This window comes from Citrifermentans bemidjiense Bem (genome assembly GCF_000020725.1).
Classification (GTDB): domain Bacteria; phylum Desulfobacterota; class Desulfuromonadia; order Geobacterales; family Geobacteraceae; genus Geomonas; species Geomonas bemidjiensis.
Genome location: NC_011146.1, coordinates 2,019,107 through 2,040,886, shown reverse-complemented (window position 1 = coordinate 2,040,886; position 21,780 = coordinate 2,019,107). Strand labels below are relative to the sequence as shown.

Here is a 21,780-nt window from a genome sequence, read left to right as displayed (position 1 = left end):
CGCTAGAAGAAACTCTCCTTCACCAGCACGTAATCGCCAGGCTTGAGCTCGATGTTCTGGCTCAGGTCACCGTCTTTAAAGAGCTTCTTGGCCTTAACCTCCAGCGACTGCTCCTGGGCGCCGCTTTTCCTACGTACCAGCACCTCGTTCTGGTTGGCGAACTTGTTGAAACCACCCGACTCCAGGATCGCTTCCATCACCTTCATCCCCTCCCGGTACTCGATCGCCTTCGGGGTGTTGACCGCGCCCAGGACGTAGACGCTGCGGTCGGTCAGAAGCGGGATGAAGAGGGAATCGTTGGATTCAAGGAGCAGGTCCTGCCCGATGTCCCCCAGGGTGAAGAGCCGGTACAGGTCGGTCTTCACCTTCTGCCCTCCCCTCAACAGGTAAGAATTGCGGAGGTCGGCGGTCTTCACGTCCGGCAGGGTGCAAAGGAGCTGCAGCAAAGTGGTACGGCGGGAAAGGTCGTAGACGGCGGCTTTGACGCCCGAGCCGAAGATGTAGACCTTGGAGTTGGTGATCTCACGCACGGTGACGGTGACGATGGGGTTTTTCACCAGTTCCTTGAGTCTTGCCGCGAGATGAGTCTGCAGTGTGCTCGGGGCCATGCCGCTGGCAACCACCTCGCCCAGCCCGGGGACCGTGATCTTGCCGTCAGGACGCACCTTCACCGGGAAATTCAGCTCCTTCACCCCCCAGACGGCAATGTCGAGGCTGTCGCCCTCACCGATCTGGTAGTCAGCCGCCAGGGCAAAAAGGGGCATGCACGTGATGAGAAAGACGGACAATAGCAGGACTTTCAGTTTCATCTGGGCACCTCCTCCCCTCCTACCGCCCCCGGCCAAACAAAACCACCTTCACTGTCTCGAAGATGATCTGCGTGTCAAGAAGGAAGGAGAGGTTCTTGATGTAGTAGAGATCGTAGCGGAGCTTTTCCTTGGCGTCCTCAACCGTGGCGCCGTAGGGGTAGCGGACCTGGGCCCACCCGGTGAGCCCGGGTTTGATGGTGTGCCGTTTCGAGTAGTAGTAAATATCCTTCTTGAGGTTCTCCACGAACTCGGGGCGCTCAGGCCTGGGGCCTATGAAGCTCATCTCCCCCTTGAGCACGTTGTAGAGCTGGGGAATCTCGTCGATACGCGAGTTGCGCAGAAACTTTCCTACGCGGGTGACCCGCGCGTCGTTTTTCGCTGCCCAGACGGCGCCGTTTCGCTCGGCGTCCTGGCACATGGAGCGGAACTTGTACAAAAGAAACGGCTTTTCGCCGGTGCCGACGCGCACCTGTTTAAAGAAGAGCGGCCCCGGGGAATCCAGCTTGATGGCCAGGGCGATTAAGGGGAAAAGGGGGGCGGCCAGCAGGAGCCCGACGACTGAAAGGAGGATGTCGACGCAACGCTTGTAGACGTTGATGAGTGCGTTCCTGCGAAACCCGGAGGAAAAGATGATCCAGCTCGGCGTCATCTCTTCAAGCATGAGCTTTCCCTGTACGATCTCGTAAAAGGTGGGAGCGTCGACGATCTCTATACCGTTCAGCTTGCAGCGCATCATCTCCTGCAACGGCAGGACTCCCCTCCTCTCGGCAAGCGCCACCACGATGATGGAGACCCTGTGGTTGCGCGCGGTCTGCAACAGGTCCCCCTCAACGGGCATCACCTGGGAATTGAAGGTTTCGGACTGGTGCACCGTTGCCGCAGGCATCCCTTCACCGCATTCAAGGTAGCCGGCCAGGGTGAAGGAACCTCCCTGCGAGGTGATCAGTCCTCCCAGCTGGCAGGCAAGGTCGCCAGTGCCAAGGATCAGCACGCGCTGCGCGAAGGGAACGGTGCGGGCTTCAATTCCGGAAATGGCGTACCACGCGAACTGGAAGATGATGAAAAAGCCAAGGGCAAAGAAAAGGACGCCACGCCCCAGCATGAGGCTCGGGTCCAGATAGTAGAGCACGGAGAGCAGGAAAAAGGCGGCGCAGCCGGACTGCAAACAGGCCGCAAAGATCTCGCGTTTGCGGCTCTCCTTGGGGAGACTGTGCACCTCCATGAGGTAGGAGGAAAAAAGGGTGACCCCCACGAAGATCGTGCCGGCAGCAACCCCCTGCTCCGCCTCCCAGTTTTCGGGCAGGTCGAAGCGGCCGAAACGGACGCCGGCCGCAAAAACCAGTGCGGCCAGAGCCATGAGGGCATCGGTGAAAAGGTTGAAGGCTACACGGAGGTTCATACTCTTATTCCCGGTCTGCCGGTTATAGTGGCCTTCTACAAGAACAGGAAACTGTATGACGGCATCGCTGCCGGTCGTAGCCATAAACTCGGCGCAACAGACGATGCAGCAGGAAGTTTACCTCTTCAACTCCGCCAGGAGCGTCTGCGCCGCCTTGGTGTCCGGCGACTGCCCCAGTGAAAGGGATTTTTGCAGCGCCTGCTCGCTCCTCGCCCTGTCCCCGGCCAAATAGTAGGCAAGTCCTAGGTGGTAGCGCACGGTCGGGTCGTTGGGAAGCAGCGCGACGGCCCGTTCCATAACCTTCACCGCGTCAGCACTGCGGCCATTCTTGGCCAGTGCATAGCCGACGGTGTCCATGACGCCGGGATTGCCAGGCTGCTGCTTGAAAGCACTGATCGCCAGCCGAAGCGCTTCTTCCTTGCTCCCGTACCCATCGGCACAGAGGTAGGCAAGGTTGTTGAGGGCCGGGACATATCTGTCATTTTTCTGCAGGACCGCACGGTATGCATCCGCCGCCTGATTCTTTTTACCGGTACTGTCATAAAGAGCGCCGATGGCGAACTGGGCGGCGACGGAATCAGGATTCATCCTCTGCGCATATTGGTAAGAGGCAAGCGCCTTGTCGTACTCCTTCGTGCCTTGGTAGAGGTTCCCCAGGGCGATGCGGGCCTCCACGCTCTTGCCGTCGGCGCGTATTGCCTTGTTCACCTCGTTGATAGCGGCAGGGATATTTCTGAGACTCTGGTGGACCGTGGCGAGGAGCAGGTACCCCTGGCTGGAACCGGGACGTTTCGCGATGAGACGACCTGCCTGCTCGACGGCCTTGGAAGAATCGTTCATCGCCACATAGGCGCCTATCTTGAGTGCAACGCCACGCTCCTCGTTAAGGGCCTCGACCTGGTCGAATACCTTTAGGGCCTTCTGGTACTCCTTCTGCGACGCCAGAATGCGCCCTTTTGCTTCTAGCGCCGAAATGGCGCGAGGATCTATTTTGATCTCCTCGTCCAAAACGCCTATGGCCTTCGCCACATTCCCTTTTTTCTGATGGTAACCAGCCAGGGCCAGGAACGCTTCCGGCGCCTTGGTCTGGGTAGCTTTCTGGTAATAGGCGACTGCGTCCGACTCTTTGCCACTGATTTCGCTCAGGGCGGCCAGGCCGAGCAGAGCGCGCAGGTTGCCGGCATCCCTGGCGAGCAACTGGTTAAGCTCCGCCATCGCGCGGGGATAATCTCCGGTTGCGGCGTAAACGCCGGCAAGGTTCTGGTAGGTCGCCGCAAAGCCTGGGTCAACGCGCTTGGCCTGCTCCAGAGTCTTAATCCCCTCGGCTTTGTTCCCCCCAGAGAACTGCAGCGAAGCGATAGCGTTGTAAAGCGGGGCATCGCCTTTGCCCCCTTTGAGTCCCGATTTAAGCGTCGAGAGCGCCTTCGCCGGCTTTTTTTGGCTCTGGTAGTAGGAGGCAAGCAAAAGCCGGCTGTTTTGGGCGTCGGGAGCGGCTTGAACGGCGGTGGCAAGCTCTGTCTCTCCTTCGGTATACCTCCCCTTACTAAAATAAAAGGCGCCCTTCTTGAGGTGGGCGTTGACCATCTTGGGATCGAGCTTTGTGGCCAGGTTCAGCTCGCGCATCCCCTCCTCGAAGAGTCCCTGTGACATGTAGGCCCCGCCCAAAAGGTTGTGGGCCACAGCGTCGTTGTCGTCGGAGGCCAAAACCTTCTTGATCTCGGCTATGCCGTCCTCAGTCCGCTTTTGCGCCAATAGTGTCTGCGCAGTCATGAGCCTAGACTTGCGAGCTTCAGGCACCCGGTCCAACACCACGCGGAACTGGCTCAGGGCGTTCTCCAACTCGCCTTTGCTGTAGTAGCTAAGTCCCAAGAAATGATATGCCTCAAGGGTCGGTGAGAGCTTCACAGACTGCTGCAGCGAAGTAATGGCGTCGTCGAATCTTTTGCGGTAAAAGGCGGCCAGCCCTTTAAGACGGTAACCATCACCTTTTTTTGGGAAGGCCTTGATCATTTGGTCGGCTCTTTGATCGGCCTTGTCCACTTCACCCCTTTCCAAATACAGCAGCCCTAGTTTATACAGAGCAAGAACCTGATTCTGATCCAGTTGCAATATTTTTTGATACAGAACGGCAGCCTTATCGCCGTGGCCCGAATTGTTCTCTATGGCTGCCAGCATATAGAGCGCCTTGAAATTTTTCTGTTCCGCCAGGATCACTTCATTGAGCAGAGCCTTGGCCCTCTCAGTATCACCTGTGGCCATATCTAACGACGCAAGCTCCAGCTTTGTGGCGCTGCGGGAAGGATCGACTTTGAGAGCCTGAGTAAAGTATTCACGCGCTTCCTGGTGCTTTTTACTGACAAGACAGGAAATCCCCGCAGCCTCGAGACCATCAACCGCCCCTGGATGTTTTGCGAGGTATTGCGTGGCATAGCTGAAACCTTGGGCACCTTTCCCACTAGCATTATTCAGCTTAGCCAGTTCCAGCAGTACCTCGTCCCTAGTCGGATTCTGGGTCAGGACTTTGGTGAATTCCTTTTCCGCCTGCTCGTTCTTTCCAAGGGCCGCATATGCCTTGGCTAACTGGAAACGTGCCTCCAGATAATTCCCATCCTTTTCCAGCGCGTTCTTGAAGAAGACGACGGCAGCGCCAGGATTAGAAGCCTCCAACTGTTGCTTTCCCTCGTTATAGAGAGACTCTTTCGTCTTACTGCTGCATCCAGCACAGGTGAGCAGGATGACCAACACGAGACAAAACTTCTTCATCATAACCGCACCTCGAAGATAGCCGAAAGTTGAGAGCATCTGCTAGAGAAAGAAGATTAAAGGTTGCTGTCGGATTTCTTAACAGAAGGGGCTCTAATTATCAAGTGAATTTTTTGACTATAGCAGGTGGAGTACCCCATTTTAACGACCACGAAACAGAGGGTTGCCAAGGACGACTCAATACAAAAAACACGGCCCTCATATTGAGAAGCAGTAGATTACAATGCAGAAGAAAAGCAACAGAGTCTATAAAATAAATAATTAACAACTGTAAATATAATTTTCACGTCAATCTTTATGAGATTAATCTTGCATAGAAGTCGTTTCAGTAAGCATCTCGCGTGCCAGCAAAGTTGTCAAAGTAGACCTCCGGTTGTTACCCTTTTGAATGCTCCTACTGTCACATGAGTAGAAGTGTAAGCCTCTGCAATAGAATATCCTTGTTAGTACGAGCTCTTTGCTGATTCCCCCGGCTTTTCCTTCTCATGTAGAAACCGTCTAAACAACTGAACACTAATGTCACAAGCTACCCCCATTGAGCCTGCACCAGAGCCGGAGTTTAGTTCGTCCCCTGACACTGTCGGTTTTCTTTACACCCCTTCCACATGAAGCAGTTACAAACGTGTATTTATAACGCCTGAAAGCTTTGGCACCGCAGTTGCATCAGCATCGCACACTACGATTCGGATAATGGAGCAACTTGTGGATAAAGGAGACCATAATATGAAACGCATGGCTGCAATGTTGGCAGGTATGATGCTGATCTTAGGCATCGGAACAACGGCACAAGCCCTCACTTTAACAGTTACAAGTGGAACAGAGTCCAAGACGATCACAGATGGACAAGTCGGCGACATGAGTGGCATAACTGGTAAGATTAGCTTTATGGACATGGTAGTAGGCAACTACCTAGTAACGGTCGAGTCCGCACAGGGATTTAGCCATCCATATGCCTCTTGGCCGCAAGCCCTTCACCTAAATGCTGTGTTCACATCTTCCACCCTCGGAGGGTCACTCACTTTCACGTTGACTGACTCTGGGTTATCTTTACCGAGCCTGAGGACAGACTTATCGCCCAACGCTCTCGTGAAGTATGGGATTGGTGGGTCCATCAAGGCTGGAGACCAAATTACCAACACAGTAACTTACAGTACCGATGGCACTAGCACGCAACAACTCCCGGAACTCTCCTTAATTAACTCAGGGATGTCCTTCCAAGCGGAGGACAGTGCGCTCTTGGATTTAGTCAACCCCTTCACCCTTAGCGAGGTTGTGACTATCGATTTCGGACGTAATCGGGGGACGTCTAGCTTCGATGCCGGAGTAGACATCATCCCCACTCCGGAACCTGCGACCATGGTACTTTTTGGGGCTGGCTTACTTAGCCTTGCTATCTATTGTAAACGCCGGAAAAACGTATAGATGCCAGGCAGTCATGAGAATTGGCGGCACTTCCAAGTGCCGCCTTTTTTTCGTACAACACGTGCAAAAAGTGACGCTGGCACAGCATGTCAAGAAACCCGACACATTGCGTCAACTGTAAAAGATCCCGACACATTTACTTTCTTCCGAAGCCGCCTCTGCTTTATAGCTGAAGATCTTAGATTGTGGCAATAGGGGCTATCATGACCGATCCCGTGTATTTTCCATGGCTTAATATGGCCATCTATCGACGCACTGTCCCCTTCGCCATGTTCATGGCATTCGTTGCATTAGAGGAAACCTTCCGGTATGCCATACAGCAGCACTGGCTGGATCAACCTATCACTGCGTTGTACTACCTCTATCCGATAAAGACTGTTGCAGTAGCTTTGCTGCTATACAAGCAATCACCATTTTACCATGAAATACGCATCCAGGATCTTGGACAACTGTGGCGTACTGTTTCTGTCGCCCTAATCGGTCTTTTGACATTCGCAATTTGGGTTTCAGCAGATTGGGTCGTCACACTCGCGTCCCCTCTTAGCGGCTTCAATCCGATGCTGCTGCCAGACGAAGTGGTAAGGGTATTAATGACTGCCTTTCGGGTTGTCGGTGCCGTCCTCGTTGTGCCTATCATGGAGGAAGTATTCTGGAGATCCTTTCTGCTGCGCTATCTTGTGGATACGGACTTCGAATCGATCCCGATTGGCTCCTTCACCTGGAGTTCTTTCCTCATCTCTACAGTTTTGTTCGGCTTGGAACACCATCTTATCGTAGCCGGTATGATAGCCAGCGTCTTTTATAGCCTCATAGTGTACAAGACCAAAAGCATTGCGCAATGCATTCTGGCACACGCCATTACCAACTTTGCCCTCGCCTGCTTTGTGCTTTTCACCGGCAAATGGCACTTCTGGTAAATGAAACTACCTTTCAAACTCAGTCACAACCACCCGTTATTGCCACTCGCGCTGTGCTACCCCAATCCACCTCAGAAAATCTGGTGACGTGTGTTTGATGCCATCGCCTGTGCTGTCCGAGAAATTACTCCGCCACCCCTAAGTCAATAGCGCAGACGATCGGGCAGTCACAACATAAACCAATGACATAGTCACCCTTTAGCACTGATAAAAGTAGGGCACGGAGCAAAGATGATACAAATGACAGCATCTGGTGGAGAATCTGCAAGATGTGAAACATGTAAGAGAAGTCGACACGCCTGCTTCAAAGCTGTAAAAAGATCCGACAGCGAGCATACTATTTGGCGCTACACTCACCAAATATTCGTCTCTCAGGACCACTATACGTGTTACGCTGCTTAGGAGAACGGATGGGATCTACGCCAACGGTGACCCAACCTGTAGAGCGAAGAAATCTTGCGACAACTCCAGCCTCTATCAGACTGTCAAGCATATAGTCATTCACGTAATCGTAACGGTTGTTTGTCCAATTCACTTGAACAAGCATGCGCCCCTCCTCGACCCGCCAGGCTAACCATTCCAGATAGACGCAGGGCATACTGCAATTTTCAGGCCCTCTAACTATGGCGACGGGTTCAGTGATAGGAATGTTGAACATCAACAATCAAGCTAATTTTACGATTGTCAAAACTGCCTGAACACCACTTGTGCTGCCTTCGATGAGGTGGCAAGGGCTGTCTGGCGCCGCAATACACTGCAGGCAAGCTTCATGATATTTACCCCCTCCTGACTCAGGTCGACAACATATAAGCCGGCATTGCTTTGCTTCATTTCCACTGAAGCAAGCATCACGTCAGTTAAGAGCATAGTCTGTTGCGAAATGACTGCCCCGCCGTTTTCCCAGCCTGTCCCTCGGCGTGCAACATGCTCCTCGCGTGACCTGTATTTTGCGCTCTTCATATCTGCTCCAGATCAAAGGCGACAGGCGGAACGGCCAAGGAAAGCCGTTCCGCACAGTTAAACTAAAACAACTTTAGTATTGACTGAGCAGCCTGCGATGACAGGCTCAGTGACGTCGTCCCTAATGTCTGCCGCGTCTGCAGCATCAGCATGTTGGCGCCTTCTTCGTTCATATCTGCCAAGGTCAGATTGTCGGCCCCTGTTTGCAGAGTATTGATCATTTGGTCGGTGAAGCTCTGACGCGTAGTGATGATATTCAGGTTTGCAGCCAAGGTTTGGGTGTTGCTCCTCAGAGTGGATATAGCTGTATCCATGAGCGCCATATCCGTTGTAATGTTCGAGTTGGCTTGCCAGGTACCACTCGCTGCAGTAAGGCTCAGACCGATGGAGTTTCCCAAGAACCCTATTACATTGAGCTTGGAGGTGGCATCTTCATTGAAATTAACTGTCAACGTATTGATACTACTCAACAAGTTGAGACCGCGATAACCAGAATCAGAGGATATGTTATCAATCTGGGAGCGGATGGTGTCATATTGTGAAGCAAGCTTAGCACGAGTGATCGTATCACTAGTAGAAAGGGCAGACTGCGCAACACCTTTGGCGGCGTTGATCAGTCCGGTGATAGCGGTGAGGCCTGCGTTGGTCGCGTTCACAGTCTGCACCGCCTCAGACATGCCATCTTTTCGGTCAGATAGGTCGCTTGCGCGCTGTGTAGCATTCTTGGCTGCAAAGTAGTTGGTCGGATTATCCAGTGCGCTATTCACCTGTTTTCCCGAGGACACCCTCTGCTGTGTTCTATTAAGGAGTTGGCTGGTGTTCTGCAAATAGAGAAGGTTCGTTCGCATCCCGGCGGTCAAGGAAATATCACTTACTGTCATGGCGTTGCTCCTTTCTAGGCGACCCGGCGTTCTGCCGGTGGTTTTCGAACCGGAGTTTTGCTTGCATGCAGGAACATTCTGCAGAGTGGCCATCTCTACAGAACCACTTCCCTCGCGATTCTGTAACCTTATCGGAGACGCAGCCTATAACTTAAATAAATTTAATTTGTATTTATAAATCTTCAACCAAGGGAATGTGGTAGGGATGAAAGAACAGCCCCCTCCGCGAGAAGGAGGCGATTGGATCTACAGAAAGAACAGCGATCAAAAGCCTGGAGAGCTTCAATTTAAGAAATCTATCAAGCGCCCTTCTCCGGCTGCTATGCCGGTTCCCTTGATTCTGATTGAACCAGCAGAAAAGATCAGAACACCGTATTTGCCATAATGCGTTATTTTTGCAGCGTACTTTTCAGCTGCGGCCCTAGATTCCGGTTGAAACAACGCGATAACCCCTCTCCCAGGGGGATTATGTTTGAGGACCACGAAAAGTAGGCTATCGTCGCCTGCGGCTGCAATGGTTGACTTATAGGCTGTATTTAACTGCTGCGGAATTTGCAGCAGAGAAAGGTTTTGCGGCATCCCGCAAAAAACCAGATCGTCGGATTGAGCTTGGGCCGGATCCAAGGCTGACTCGATCAGCACACGCGCGTCAGCTTGGGAAAGGGAATCAAGCATGGCTTTAAATAACTCTGGCGGTGCCTTGCAATTCTTAGTAATGACACCGACAAGTGAGGTAGACCCTTTGATGCTGTTTACAGTAGCCGGGATTTCTGAAGGAGAAATAATTCGGAAGATGGAAGCTTCAGGATCAAGCAGGAGCCGTTGCGGCGGTACAGGCGTGGATATGGCGAAGCGAACACTATTTTGATCGCGCACCGGTACCACGCTCTCAATCACTCCACTCTCGGTCTCTAGAGTTAGTGGCAACCGTACATCGAATGGAGGGGAGGACTGATAGACCGTACCGGTCACCAACCATCCATCCCCCTGGCGTTTCTTCTCCACCTGCGACAAGGAAAAACGCGGGCCGCCAGGACGAGACAACCACTCTCCCAGCCAAGGAGAGAGGTCACGGCCAGCGCTACGCGAGAATGCCGCAGCAAGATCGTTCCATGAAGCCGAACCATACACGCGATCACGAGCTATTGCCCGCAGGGCATTGAAGAACGCGTCATCCCCTATCTGGGAACGGATCATGTGAAAAAGCATTGCACCCTTTCCGTACCCTATGGCACGCGAGGCAGGATCACTACGGCTGACAAAACTGGTGAGTGGAAAGTCGTTTTCAGCAGTTACCAGCGAGGCATAGTCTATCAGGAGCTGTTTGCGGTATTCCAGCGCCTCGGCTGGTGAGCGGCGTTCCATAAGCAGGTAATCGGCTAGATAGGTAACGAGCCCTTCGCACCAGTTCCCCTGGCTCAGATCGACGTCTATCCCATTACCCCACCAAGAATGGACGATCTCATGGGGAAGACTGGTGTCGGCGATGAAGGGAAGCCTAATTACTGTTCCGCCAAGAAGCGTAAAAGATGGGAAACCATAACCGGTCGGAAAGAAGTTTTCTACAATTGCGAATTTTTCAAAGGGGTAAGGACCGAAGAGCCCCTGGTAAAAAGACAGGTACTTGGCAGCCGCGTCCAAGTACCGAGGCGCCAAATTGGCATTGTCCCGGTAAAGATAACTGTAAAGCGTGACACCCGCCGCCTGCCTCTCCTCAATCAGGTACGGCCCGGCACTCACCGATGGCACCCCAACCGGCCGCGACTCCTGCCACACAGACTTCGTCACTCCCGCAGATGTTTCTCTGAGTATCCTGGCCCCGTTAGTGATGCCCTCGATCCCCGCCGGGGCGGTTATGCTGATTTTGCGACACAAAGGCACCTGTGACGGGACTGGGTACCAGTGGGAGCCGCCACCAAGAAAAGTCCCCTCAGCTGTGATCGCAGCGCTGACGCCGTAACTTGGATCCTCACCTGCCGCCGGATTCCGGGAGACAGGGTCGTTGAATTCGGCCCGATACGAGACGGTTATGGTAACGTTTTCGCCTTGAGGCAGTTCAAGGACCAGTGTCCCCCTAGCGAAGGAAAAAGGAATCTCTTTGCCCGCAGCCCGAGCGGACTCGACCTGCGCAGTCTCAGCCAGCCGTATCAAGACCCTCTCCGCACCATGCTCAAATACGATGCTGCTCTGCCCCACCACCAGGTGACGTTCAGGCTCCAACGAAATAGAAACCTCCTGCGCCTCCACCCGTGGACCTAGTTCGGCACCACCGGCACCCCCTCCCCCCGCGACGGCCAAAAGAAGCACCGTACTGCATATTAACAGGAATTTCACAACGTCCCTCCGCACTCACGCAGCTTCCAGGCAGTAAAAAGCTTCCTGCGTACCGCCGTCATTTCTAATTTTTCTCTAACAGCTATTGTTGTAATCTGCAGCTTCTATTTCCTGTTGTCACACGCCCCAGCGGAGATTGCAGATGCTCATCATGCTTCGTACGCCGTTACTATTGCTGTTATGCCTCTTTGGGTCTGTCCAAGCCCATGCAGTCCATCACGCGTGTAAGCGATCACGAGATAGTCACCTTCCAACAGTTGACGGCAAAGGCCAAAGCAGCCGACCTAGTGCTGATTGGCGAGGTCCACGACAAGCCGGCTGCCCATGAACTGCAACTATCGATCATTCGCTCACTCCAAGACCATAAACAACGGATGGCTATCGGACTGGAAGTGATGCAGTCCAATAGCCAGCAGCAACTCGACAACTGGGTCAGCGGCAAAATGACCGAGGAGCAGTTCCAGCCTGTCTTCGCGCAGAACTGGACCTACGACTGGCGCCTTTACCGCGAAATTTTCTTGTTTGCCCGGGACAACAAGATCCCTTTGGTCGCCTTGAATGTCCCCAGAGAGACAGTGATAAAAGTTTCGCGACAGGGGTACAAGGCATTAACCGAGGAGGAGAGAAAAGGGTTGTCAATCGGAACCAATGCCGATCTCAACAACACGCACACCGAGTTCCTAAAGCGGACGTTCCAGCCGCTTTTCGAAAGTGTATCCAACGGGCGCGTGTTCCAGTACTTCTGCGAGGCTCAGACCTTGCGCAACAGCGGAATGGCGATGACCGTGGCGCACTACGTGAAACAACAACCGAAGACGAAAATGGTGCTGCTCACGGGGATCTGGCACGCCGTCAAAAACGCCATCCCTGAGCAGTTGGACCGAAGCGGCAACAAGATGAGCAGTGTAGTGATTATGCCTGAAATCCAGGAGTTCAGCGGCGGAAAGGCAACTACCGACGTAATAGATTATCTTGTCCAACTACCGACTCCGTAACAGGAGGAAAGTTTCGCCCTCTATACCTGCCGAAATCAAAACTGTGGGCATTCATGCCGTCGCAACATCCCGTACGGTAGGAGTGCCCAAAGTTTCCGTCCCTTTTTCCTCGACATGGGAAATTCTCAGAAGAGCTTGTTCCACATCACGGTGTACCCCCCTCCTGACCGGCCGTTTCGGATCACACCCGATTCCCATGTATAGGCCAGATAAAAGGACGAGTCCCACAAAAAGGCGCTATCGAGGGTGATAGTCCCCGCGCCTCCGTCTTTGCCGCGGAAGGTGACCCGATTCGCGCCTTCAACGGTTGCCCGGTCGGCCCAGATGTAGGATCCGTACAGGCTAAGGTAAAGAAAGAAGGTAAGCTCGCGGCGATAACCCGCTGAGACGGTGGCATATGAGGTTACCGGGATGTTATCGTAAATGATGCCGGTGTAGTGAGGACGGACCACGTCGTCGGCCTCGCTCGGGAAAGAGGCTCCGTTGAGACGGAAGGCGTTGAACCTGTCTCCGTTATTGTTGAAGGTGTGACCGGCATAGGCACAATAAATTAGGCGGTCGCGCTCCGACCTTCCCGGTATCCCCGCAGCCCCGGCAAGATAGCCTGAAAGCTGCAGGTAATCACGGTTTCCACCCCGCGCCGCGGTAGCCGACTGCTCGCTCCACTTGTATCGATGCATCAAATCCAGATCCCCCCCTGCGGCAAACCCTTGGTGCGGCAGTTCCAGCAGGTTGCGGCGCATGGTGTCATAGTGCACGCGAGCCCTGGCGCCATAGAGCATGGTGTCGTTGGGTACCGAGAGATTAGCAGCGGTATCCTTACCGGTGTCGGCATAGAAGTACCCGACCCGTCCCAATAGCTGCAACCGAAGGTCGTTATCCACCTCCCGAGGGTACACTGGGATACGCCATCCCGCCCCCACCGACCCGAGAAGGGTGCCCCAGTAAAGGGAGGTGCCCTTCATCTCCTGGCCTCCAAGGACCTCGCTTTGTTGCACCGGCAGGGTGTAGTTCTCAAAGTGGGTAACCAGTTCAACACTCCCCAGGTTCCGGTCGTACTCCAGTTCATTCACGAAGAGGCTGACGGTGTAACGGGCACGATATTCGTCCTTGATACGCCGGTGGTAGAAAACAGCCACAGGGAGCGCAGTGGTCCCCCCCTGTTGCGGGGTGAGCAACGACGCACCGAGCGTAATGGAGGTCATGTCGCTGCGATCGAGGGGGGGGATAGTGACCTTTTCACCCATGAAATCGATTTGGCCTGGCTCTCCTGCCAGCGGAGTGTGGTAAATCGAGGAGGTATCCGCCGCACGGGCGTAAGACGCCAAACCAGCAAACAGGGCGAGGGAAAATAACAGCGCCGTGCCCCCCCTCACCAGGGACGCCCCCCGCGATAGAAAAGTTCTAAAATAGCTGCTGTTTTGCCGTCGGGTGAGGCCACCGTGTCTGCTCATATTCTCCATTTCAAGTACCGGTGGTGCCACTTTCATTACGCTTTCTACTTTACACATGTCATTCCCTCCACTTGTGGCTCAACTCCCAAAACGGAAACAGGCTACACTATAATAGATAAACGTTCTTGCTCAAGAAAAACTAACAAAACTTGCTAAAAAAGGATGATTTCCATCTTGACAGGGCATGGTTGTCATTTGGTAAGGTTGCCATAAGAAAACCAACGGAGGATCGTCATGGAACAGCTAACGGCACGACAGACGGAGGTGCTTCAGATCATCACCCGGCATCTGGAGACGTGCGGCTACCCCCCTACCCTGCGTGAGATTGCTGCGCAGCTTGGCATTTCGGGGACACTGGGAGTAATGAAGCATCTGGAAGCCCTGGAGAAGAAAGGATACCTGCGCCGGCAGGAGGGGAGTACCAGGGGGATTACGCTGTGCAACCAAAGCCAGGCGGCCAGCCTCCCCATAGTGGGAGTGGTGCGCGCGGGCCTGCTGCACCCGGCCATACAAGACATCGAGGGGCACTTCGCCATCGACCGCTCTCAACTCGCTTCGGGTGGCGCTTTCTTCTTGCGGGTCAAAGGGGACTCGATGGTCCACGCCCATATTGTGGAGGGGGACCTAGCGCTGGTGCGTCCCCAACCCCACGCCTCGAATCGGGATATCGTGGTGGCCATGGTGGATGGGGAGGCCACGCTGAAAAGGTTCTACCGCGAAGCGGACCGCATCAGACTACAACCCGAGAACCCGAACTACGAGCCGATCATAATCGAGAAGGGGGAGCAGGAGGTGTCTATAGTGGGGAAAGTTGTTGGCATCTACCGGCAAATGGAGTAGTTTGATGCCGCCCGTTGCCGAAAATGTCAGAGTCGCCGCCATCTTCACCCCTGGAACACAAATCAAGCCGGTATGGTTCGAATGGCGTTGCCGCAAGCATGCCATTACCGCAACTTCCTATTTCTGGAAGGACTCCTTCGGCGCCGTCACCAGGCTGCACTTCGCGGTAAGCGATGGCAGCAATCTCTTTGAGCTCATGTTCGACACCTCCGATCAGAGTTGGACCCTGATATCAGTCTAGGAGCAGTAGCCGGGACGAGAATTGGAAGCCAATCGCATCATCCTTCACATCGACATGAACGCCTTCTTCGCCTCGGTGGAACAGCAGTCGAACCCAGCGCTGGCCGGCAAGCCCGTTGCCGTCATCGGTGCGGCCAAGCGAACCATCATCACCACCTGTTCCTACGAAGCACGCGCTTTCGGAGTCAAGACCGGAATGAACAGCTGGGAGGCCCGCCAGAAATGCCCCCAGCTTATTTTCGTTGTCGGCAACAACCGCAAATACAGCTACACCTCAAAACAGATCATCGCCATCATGCGTGAGTACACCCCGCAGGTAGAGGTTTTCTCCATCGACGAAGCCTTCCTCGACGTCACCGGGAGTCTATCGCTCTTCGGCTCGGCCAAAAAGATCGCCTATCTCATCAAGCAGCAGATCAGGGAACGGTTCGGCCTTACCTGCTCGGTCGGGATAGCTCCCAACAAACTCTTAGCCAAACTTGCCTCCGACATGCAAAAGCCTGACGGACTGACCGTCGTCGATCCGGAAAAAGTGGCCCAGGTAATGGAACGGCTACCGATCCAGGCGTTGTGCGGCATAGGGGCCAAGATGCAGCAACACTTGGCGAAATTCGGCATCAAAACCTGCGGCGAACTCGGGAGATTTCCGGTTGAGACGCTGAAGAAGCATTTTGGCATAACCGGGGAAAAACTGCATTTCATGGGACTCGGGGTGGACGACTCGCCGGTGGTCCCTGAAGACGAGGCCGAGGAGGTGAAAAGCGTCGGCCACAGCACCACCTTGGACCGTGACATCACGGGGCGAAGCGAGATTCTGCTCCACCTGCTTCAGCTTTCGGAGATGGTGGGAAGGCGCGCCAGGAAATACCAGGTAACCGGCCGGACCGTCACCCTCACCGTCCGCTATGCCGATTTCACCACCTTCTCCAAACAGCAAAGCCGCGGAGACTACACCAACAACAGCGAGGAAATATATCAAACGGCGGTAAAGATCCTGGATAACTTGGACCTGACGCAACCGGTCCGGCTCCTGGGGATAAAAATCGCCAACCTCAGACACCATACCGAACAGTTGCCGCTTTTTGCCGAGGAACGAAAAAAGGCGCTCGTCGCGAGCGCCATGGATAATGTGAACAACAAGTTCGGTGATTTCGCCGTCACCTTTGGGAGTTTACTCGGTAAAGAAAAGGGGGCGAAGGTGATCTCGCCCGCGTGGAGGCCGGAGGGGGTCAGGAACGTCGATGCCGATTGACGCCCTCTAAAACCCCGGCACCCCGGTAGGCACCTGGTCCCAGTAGGTGACCATGCCGTTATGCCACTTCACTATCTGTACGCTCTCATCCTGCGAGATGACTATAGCTATCGCCTGGTGCAGCCTCTGACACAGACGGTAGGCCGCCCGGTGCCGGGTCCCTACCGCCTCGCTCAAAACCGGCTCTGACTGCTCCCCTTCGGTATCAAGTGCATGGGCCACCATTCCCACGCTGTCCAGGTCCCCCGAGATTACCCCGCCGAAACCTAACAGTTCCTGCCGTTTGGTTATCACCACTGCTCCATCGACTGCGGAAAGCGCTGCAATGAAATGGGCGACGTCGAAAATGGCCTCGTCCAGAAGCGCTATATTCTCGTTCTTGCTGTTTACATATTCCTGCCACCCCACCTGCTTGCCCGGAGAATCAGGATCGCCGTAGATCTCGGCCAGAGTGTTCATGATGCGTAGCGTCAGACTCAGGAAGCGCTGCCTGGAATCGTACTCCAGGAACTGGTACTTGATGGTCAGGTAAGGGTTGTCCTCCTGGATCTCTTCTGCCATCTCGGCAGGAAGATACACCAGCAAGCCGCCATGGTTCGAGTTCCTGATCACGCTGATAATGCGCCGTATGGCCTGTTGCCCGATACTGCTGCCCAATTGCGGGTCCAACTCGGCCCAGACGCGGTCTGTGCTGGCACGGGCGGCCTGGTGCAAAGCCCAGGTCTCCGCATTGAGAGCGCCAAGGCTCGTGTTGAGCCATTTCGAATTAAAGACGTCGAGCGTCGGGCAGTTGATCTGTCCACCGTTCAGCGAGGCGATGATGTTGTCTCCGATGCAGACCGAGATCTGACCGGGTCCGGTAACGTACACAACCAGGCTCAACGGCATGGGAGGCGAAGTCTTCCTCCCGCCGTAGACCGCATGCATCCAGCGGGTTCCGGAATGCAGCAATCCCCAGATCTGCGCCCCTTGCGCCGGTTCGACAAAGATGCCGATCAGGGTCCGGTAGAAATCGGCCGCAGGGGCCAAGCGGTGCAATTCATACTCGTTAAAAGGACGAGTTCTGGAAAAAATGAGTCGATGCATCCCTGTGGGTGGCCCTTCATGGGCGGCGAACAAGTAAGAATCCCTGATGATCAGGCGAAACATGACCGGTCGCTCTTCTTCCCGCAACAGGCTTGCCTGATAGCAGGTAGAGATCACCTGCTCCAGGATCCCCCGGTCGGGAAGCTGGAACTCCCCACTCTCCCCGCAGCAAAGGCGGGCGACAAATGCTTCATCCTCCCAGCGTTCGAAGATGAAGGAGACCAGGTCCCTCGGGTAACTGTGTCCGAACTGCGACGGGGTACGCGTAAGTGATTCCTTGATCTTTGACATGCTCCTCTCCCCTGCCTCGGCCGACGACTACAGGCACCAGACCCGAATCCCCGCGGCAGACATGGCCCGACTGTTGTAAATACCCTTTACGTCTATGAGCACCGGGTTCTCTACCATAAGGCTCGCGAACTTGGCGGCCCCCCAGGCGCGGTAGGAGTCGTGGGCGACCGCGGCGATAACAGCAACCGCAGGATGGAGTTTTCCGGGCTCCTTGAGTGTTACCCCGTAGGCCTGCTGCGCCTCAACCGGGTCTGCTATCGGGTCGCATACCTGCACCTTCAACCCATAGTCACTGAGCTCGGTCAAAATATCCACGACCTTCGAGTTGCGCAGGTCGGGGCAATTCTCCTTGAAGGTCAGTCCCAGCACCGTCACATACGAGCCAAGCACGTGGTGCCCCGCCCTGATGATCTCCTTTACCGCCCGTTGCGCGATGAATTTGCCCATGCCGTCGTTTATGCGCCGCCCGGCCAGGATAACCTGGGGGATGTACCCGATCTTCTCAGCCTGGTAGGTGAGATAGTATGGGTCGACGCCGATGCAGTGGCCGCCTACCAGCCCCGGCTTGAAGTTCAGGAAGTTCCATTTGCTTCCCGCCGCAGCCAGCACCTCGCTGGTGTCGATCCCCAAACGGTCGAAAATCAGCGCCAGCTCGTTCATGAGGGCGATGTTCAGGTCGCGCTGCGTGTTCTCGATGACCTTGGCGGCCTCGGCTACCTTGATGGATGGTGCACGGTGCACCCCCGGCTTGACCACCGAGGAATATACCGCGGCCACCTGTTCCAAGGTGTGCTGATCCTGACCGGAGACGACCTTGAGGATGCTGGTGAAGGTATGCTCCTTGTCGCCAGGATTGATCCGCTCCGGGCTGTAACCGACGGTGAAGTCTACAGGACTCTTCAGCCCCGATACCGACTCCAGGATGGGGAGGCAGACCTCCTCGGTGACGCCCGGATAGACCGTAGACTCGTAGACCACGATGTCACCCTTTTTGAGCGCCCTCCCCACCGTTTCCGATGCGCTGCGGAGCAGGGAGAGGTCCGGCTGGTTGGCGGGATCGACAGGTGTCGGCACCGCCACCACGTGAAAATCCGCCCGCGCCAGCTCATCGATATTATCGGTGAAGCAGATGTCGGCGCCGACCAAGTCCTCTGAGGAAACTTCCCCCGTACGGTCCCATCCTGAACGCAACTCCTCGATCCTCTTCGCGCTGATGTCAAACCCTATGGTTCGCTGCACCCTGCCGAAGGCGACCGCCACCGGGAGCCCAACGTACCCAAGCCCTACCACCGAAATCTTACGATTGTGCGTCATGCTGCACCTCCCTATCCGGCACATGCTTCGATGTGCCCACTGCGGCCAGGCGGCCTCGTGCTCGATACACCCGCCATGTCCGATATCCCGATTTGCCGCTTGCGGCGCATACTCCTCGTCGACGGCAGCATCAAATATTAACTTAATTTAAATGTTTTGCCGCAAAGCTCCCAAATCCGGCCGCCCCTCTCCTCCAGACCTGGAGCAACCGGCAAAAAGGTCCACCGCGGCGGCGGGCGGTGCTTTACATGGTGCGGCTATTTTGTTAAGATGGCCGCCGTTTTATCCTCCTACAAAGGTTCCCAAATGTCTGAAATGACGCCCATGATGCGGCAATTCCTTGAGATCAAGGCCGAACACCCCGACGCCATCCTCTTCTTCAGATGCGGCGATTTCTACGAGATGTTCCTGGACGACGCGGTCAAAGCCTCCCGCATCCTCGGCATCACCCTCACCTCGCGCAACAAGAACGCAGACGGCTCCGAGGTCCCTCTTTGCGGCGTCCCCTACCACTCCTGCGCCCCCTACATAGCGAAACTCGTCGAGGCAGGGGAGAAGGTCGCCATCTGCGAGCAGGCCGAGGACCCTAAGCAGGCCAAGGGAATCGTCAAGCGCGAGGTGGTGAAGGTGATCACCCCCGGGCTCGTGATCGAAGACGCCTCGCTCTCCCCCAAGGAAAACAATTACCTGCTGGCGCTTTGCTGTGACGGCGAATGCTACGGGCTCTCCTACCTCGACCTCTCCACCGGAGAATTCAGGGTAACCGAGCTGGATGGGCTCCAAGCCGCCCTGGCCGAACTGACCTGCATAGGCCCCCGCGAAATCATCCTCCCGGTCAGCTTCCGTGAGGAACCGAAGCGGAAAGAAGTCGCCCACGTCATCGTGGACCGCAGCATCACCTATTTCGAGGAATGGGTCTACGACCCGGACTACTGCAAGCGACTGGTAGCGAACCAGTTCAAGGGAGCGACTGCCGAGTCGCTTGGATGCGACCGCCTCCCCATCGCCCTTCTCGCCGCAGGCGCCGTACTGCACTACCTGGTGGACACCCAAAAGGGGCATGCCCCCCATGTAACCGGCATCACTCCGTACAACGAAAACGAGCACCTCCTCCTCGACGAATCGACCAGGAGGAATCTGGAACTCACCGCAACCCTCTCGGAAGGAAAGCGCAAGGGGTCGCTGCTGGGGCTTATGGACCGCACCGTCACCGCCATGGGCGGCCGCAAGCTCAAGCAGTGGATCAACTACCCGCTCATGGATCTGAAGAAGATCTGGCTGAGGCAGGACGCGATCCAGGAACTGATGGAGGCGCCCGGCACCCGCGAAGCGATGAAGTCGCTCCTGGCCGGGGTCTACGACCTCGAACGCCTGAACGGCCGCATCAGCCTGGCCTCCGCCTCCGCCAAGGATCTCTCCGCCCTCAGGTCGTCGCTCAGCCGCCTTCCCGCCATCAAGGAGCAGGTAGCGGCCTGCGGCGCCGGGCTCCTCAAGGAGCTTAACGCCGGCATCGACCCGCTCGACGAGCTTTGCGACCTGATCTCCAGGGCCATCGTGGACGACCCTCCTTTTGTATTGCGCGACGGCGGCATCATCGCGGACGGCTACAACCAGGAACTCGACGAATTGCGGGCCATCAGCCGCGAGGGGAAGGGGTTCATCGCCAGACTGGAGGCACAGGAGAAGGGGCGGACCGGGATCTCGTCGCTCAAGATCCGCTACAACAAGGTCTTCGGCTACTACATCGAAGTGACCAAGGCCAACGTCTCGGCCATCCCCGACGACTACATCAGAAGACAGACCCTCGCCAACGCCGAGAGGTACATCACCCCCGAACTCAAGGAGTACGAGGAGAAGGTGCTCGGGGCCGAGGACCGGATCAAGGATCTGGAATTCTCGCTGTTCCAGGAAGTCCGCGAAGCAGCCGCGGCTCAAGGGGAGAGAATCGCCCGCACCGCCGACCGCCTCGCCTGCCTGGACGTCCTGGCAAGCCTCTCCGAACTCGCCCACGACAAGGGGTACTGCCGACCCGAAGTGCACGAGGGAAGCGAACTCAGCATCACCGAGGGAAGGCACCCCGTCATCGATGACATGCACTCCTCGGAGCGCTTCGTTCCCAACGACACGCTGCTGGACAACGGGGAGAACCAGCTCATCATCATCACCGGGCCGAATATGGCCGGTAAGTCGACCTTCATGCGCCAGGTGGCCCTCATCTCGCTGATGGCCCAGATGGGGAGCTTCGTCCCCGCGGACAAGGCGCTCATTCCGCTGGTGGACCGCATCTTCACCAGGGTGGGCGCATCCGATAACCTTGCCCGCGGCACCTCCACCTTCGACGGCGTCTCCATCGCCTGGGCGGTGGCGGAATTCCTGCACGACAACAAGATGCACGCGGCCAAGACCCTCTTCGCCACCCACTACCATGAACTGACCGAACTCGCGGTCACCCGCCCCGGCATCAAGAACTTCAACATAGCCGTCAGGGAATGGAACGAACGCATCATCTTCTTGAGGAAGATCGTTCCCGGTGGCGCCTCGCACTCCTACGGCATCCAGGTGGCACGCTTGGCCGGTCTCCCCCAGGCGGTGATCGAAAGGGCCAAGGAGATCTTGGTCAACCTGGAAAAGGGGGAGTACGGCGAAGGAGGTGTACCGCGCCTGGCGCGCGGCAAGAAGGTCCCTCCCCCGTCCCCGCAGCTCTCGCTCTTCGGCGCGGGCGACGACCAGATCAGGGAGAGGCTCAAGGAAGTAGAAGTGGCGCTTCTTACACCCCTGGAAGCGCTGAACCTCGTGGACGAACTAAAGAGGATGATCTAGAAG

17 protein-coding genes are annotated in these 21,780 nt (G+C 55.7%); 7 read left to right on the top strand and 10 right to left on the bottom strand.

Going from position 1 to position 21,780, the window contains the following annotated elements:
* Window positions 1–2: 2 nt before the first annotated feature.
* The 3 genes from GBEM_RS08880 to prsT form a co-directional block, all read right to left on the bottom strand.
* On the bottom strand, window positions 3–809 hold the full coding sequence (locus GBEM_RS08880; protein WP_012530203.1) for an XrtA/PEP-CTERM system exopolysaccharide export protein: 807 nt from the start codon (window positions 807–809) through the stop codon (window positions 3–5).
* 19 nt (window positions 810–828) lie between these two features.
* Window positions 829–2,208: a TIGR03013 family XrtA/PEP-CTERM system glycosyltransferase gene (locus GBEM_RS08875; protein WP_012530202.1), complete on the bottom strand. Its 1,380-nt coding sequence runs from the start codon at window positions 2,206–2,208 to the stop codon at window positions 829–831.
* A 117-nt stretch (window positions 2,209–2,325) separates the two neighbouring features.
* Window positions 2,326–4,974 (bottom strand): XrtA/PEP-CTERM system TPR-repeat protein PrsT, encoded by a 2,649-nt coding sequence (gene prsT, locus GBEM_RS08870; protein ID WP_012530201.1) that lies wholly within the window; start codon window positions 4,972–4,974, stop codon window positions 2,326–2,328.
* A gap of 720 nt (window positions 4,975–5,694) precedes the next feature.
* On the opposite strand from prsT, the gene GBEM_RS08865 reads away from it, so the two are divergent.
* Window positions 5,695–6,393, top strand: coding sequence for a PEP-CTERM sorting domain-containing protein (locus GBEM_RS08865; protein ID WP_012530200.1), 699 nt, complete (start codon window positions 5,695–5,697; stop codon window positions 6,391–6,393).
* A 203-nt stretch (window positions 6,394–6,596) separates the two neighbouring features.
* On the top strand, window positions 6,597–7,310 hold the full coding sequence (locus GBEM_RS08860) for a CAAX prenyl protease-related protein (RefSeq protein ID WP_012530199.1): 714 nt from the start codon (window positions 6,597–6,599) through the stop codon (window positions 7,308–7,310).
* A gap of 337 nt (window positions 7,311–7,647) precedes the next feature.
* Here the strand turns inward: GBEM_RS08860 and GBEM_RS22085 are convergent, their stop codons facing one another.
* The 4 genes from GBEM_RS22085 to GBEM_RS08845 all read right to left on the bottom strand — a co-directional run bounded on the left by GBEM_RS22085 (window position 7,648) and on the right by GBEM_RS08845 (window position 11,371).
* Window positions 7,648–7,857 carry a GSU3473 family protein gene (locus GBEM_RS22085; RefSeq protein WP_012530198.1) on the bottom strand — a complete coding sequence of 70 codons (210 nt, stop codon included), beginning with the start codon at window positions 7,855–7,857 and terminating at the stop codon, window positions 7,648–7,650.
* Window positions 7,858–7,994: 137 nt separating this feature from the next.
* Window positions 7,995–8,270, bottom strand: coding sequence for a hypothetical protein (locus GBEM_RS08855; RefSeq protein WP_012530197.1), 276 nt, complete (start codon window positions 8,268–8,270; stop codon window positions 7,995–7,997).
* 62 nt (window positions 8,271–8,332) lie between these two features.
* Window positions 8,333–9,151 (bottom strand): flagellin N-terminal helical domain-containing protein, encoded by an 819-nt coding sequence (locus tag GBEM_RS08850; RefSeq protein ID WP_012530196.1) that lies wholly within the window; start codon window positions 9,149–9,151, stop codon window positions 8,333–8,335.
* Window positions 9,152–9,433: 282 nt separating this feature from the next.
* Window positions 9,434–11,371 carry a M1 family metallopeptidase gene (locus GBEM_RS08845; RefSeq protein ID WP_226373946.1) on the bottom strand — a complete coding sequence of 646 codons (1,938 nt, stop codon included), beginning with the start codon at window positions 11,369–11,371 and terminating at the stop codon, window positions 9,434–9,436.
* A gap of 320 nt (window positions 11,372–11,691) precedes the next feature.
* Here GBEM_RS08845 and GBEM_RS08840 point away from each other — a divergent pair, with 320 nt between their 5' ends.
* Window positions 11,692–12,480, top strand: coding sequence for a ChaN family lipoprotein (locus tag GBEM_RS08840; protein ID WP_012530194.1), 789 nt, complete (start codon window positions 11,692–11,694; stop codon window positions 12,478–12,480).
* A 125-nt stretch (window positions 12,481–12,605) separates the two neighbouring features.
* Here the strand turns inward: GBEM_RS08840 and GBEM_RS08835 are convergent, their stop codons facing one another.
* Window positions 12,606–13,727 (bottom strand): porin, encoded by a 1,122-nt coding sequence (locus GBEM_RS08835; RefSeq protein ID WP_226373945.1) that lies wholly within the window; start codon window positions 13,725–13,727, stop codon window positions 12,606–12,608.
* A gap of 441 nt (window positions 13,728–14,168) precedes the next feature.
* Between GBEM_RS08835 and lexA the strand changes: the two genes are divergently transcribed.
* Genes lexA through dinB form a run of 3 tightly spaced genes read left to right on the top strand, consistent with a single transcriptional unit; the run spans window position 14,169 to window position 16,266 of the window.
* Complete coding sequence (lexA, locus tag GBEM_RS08830) at window positions 14,169–14,774, top strand: transcriptional repressor LexA (protein WP_012530192.1); 606 nt, start codon at window positions 14,169–14,171, stop codon at window positions 14,772–14,774.
* Between the two features lie 4 nt (window positions 14,775–14,778).
* Window positions 14,779–15,015 (top strand): hypothetical protein, encoded by a 237-nt coding sequence (locus GBEM_RS08825; RefSeq protein ID WP_012530191.1) that lies wholly within the window; start codon window positions 14,779–14,781, stop codon window positions 15,013–15,015.
* 21 nt (window positions 15,016–15,036) lie between these two features.
* Window positions 15,037–16,266 (top strand): DNA polymerase IV, encoded by a 1,230-nt coding sequence (dinB, locus tag GBEM_RS08820; protein ID WP_012530190.1) that lies wholly within the window; start codon window positions 15,037–15,039, stop codon window positions 16,264–16,266.
* Window positions 16,267–16,272: 6 nt separating this feature from the next.
* Here dinB and GBEM_RS08815 read toward each other — a convergent pair whose 3' ends face one another.
* Together GBEM_RS08815 and GBEM_RS08810 are read right to left on the bottom strand one after the other, a co-directional pair.
* Complete coding sequence (locus tag GBEM_RS08815; RefSeq protein WP_012530189.1) at window positions 16,273–17,643, bottom strand: putative sensor domain DACNV-containing protein; 1,371 nt, start codon at window positions 17,641–17,643, stop codon at window positions 16,273–16,275.
* Between the two features lie 27 nt (window positions 17,644–17,670).
* On the bottom strand, window positions 17,671–18,957 hold the full coding sequence (locus tag GBEM_RS08810; protein WP_012530188.1) for a nucleotide sugar dehydrogenase: 1,287 nt from the start codon (window positions 18,955–18,957) through the stop codon (window positions 17,671–17,673).
* 306 nt (window positions 18,958–19,263) lie between these two features.
* Here GBEM_RS08810 and mutS point away from each other — a divergent pair, with 306 nt between their 5' ends.
* The gene (gene mutS, locus GBEM_RS08805; RefSeq protein WP_012530187.1) at window positions 19,264–21,777 is read left to right on the top strand and encodes a DNA mismatch repair protein MutS; all 2,514 of its coding nucleotides are present in this window, start codon (window positions 19,264–19,266) and stop codon (window positions 21,775–21,777) included.
* The last annotated feature ends 3 nt before the right edge of the window (window positions 21,778–21,780 follow it).

Bases quoted from the DNA above. Each gene is read 5' to 3' on its own strand.
- GBEM_RS08825 (WP_012530191.1), top strand. From the start codon at position 14,779: ATGCCGCCCGTTGCCGAAAATGTCAGAGTCGCCGCCATCTTCACCCCT.
- GBEM_RS08865 (WP_012530200.1), top strand. From the start codon at position 5,695: ATGAAACGCATGGCTGCAATGTTGGCAGGTATGATGCTGATCTTAGGC.
- GBEM_RS22085 (WP_012530198.1), bottom strand. From the start codon at position 7,857: ATGCTTGTTCAAGTGAATTGGACAAACAACCGTTACGATTACGTGAAT.
- GBEM_RS08850 (WP_012530196.1), bottom strand. From the start codon at position 9,151: ATGACAGTAAGTGATATTTCCTTGACCGCCGGGATGCGAACGAACCTT.
- prsT (WP_012530201.1), bottom strand. From the start codon at position 4,974: ATGATGAAGAAGTTTTGTCTCGTGTTGGTCATCCTGCTCACCTGTGCT.
- GBEM_RS08880 (WP_012530203.1), bottom strand. From the start codon at position 809: ATGAAACTGAAAGTCCTGCTATTGTCCGTCTTTCTCATCACGTGCATG.
- GBEM_RS08835 (WP_226373945.1), bottom strand. From the start codon at position 13,727: ATGGGTGAAAAGGTCACTATCCCCCCCCTCGATCGCAGCGACATGACC.
- GBEM_RS08840 (WP_012530194.1), top strand. From the start codon at position 11,692: ATGCAGTCCATCACGCGTGTAAGCGATCACGAGATAGTCACCTTCCAA.
- GBEM_RS08855 (WP_012530197.1), bottom strand. From the start codon at position 8,270: ATGAAGAGCGCAAAATACAGGTCACGCGAGGAGCATGTTGCACGCCGA.
- GBEM_RS08815 (WP_012530189.1), bottom strand. From the start codon at position 17,643: ATGTCAAAGATCAAGGAATCACTTACGCGTACCCCGTCGCAGTTCGGA.
- GBEM_RS08810 (WP_012530188.1), bottom strand. From the start codon at position 18,957: ATGACGCACAATCGTAAGATTTCGGTGGTAGGGCTTGGGTACGTTGGG.
- mutS (WP_012530187.1), top strand. From the start codon at position 19,264: ATGTCTGAAATGACGCCCATGATGCGGCAATTCCTTGAGATCAAGGCC.
- GBEM_RS08875 (WP_012530202.1), bottom strand. From the start codon at position 2,208: ATGAACCTCCGTGTAGCCTTCAACCTTTTCACCGATGCCCTCATGGCT.
- GBEM_RS08860 (WP_012530199.1), top strand. From the start codon at position 6,597: ATGACCGATCCCGTGTATTTTCCATGGCTTAATATGGCCATCTATCGA.
- lexA (WP_012530192.1), top strand. From the start codon at position 14,169: ATGGAACAGCTAACGGCACGACAGACGGAGGTGCTTCAGATCATCACC.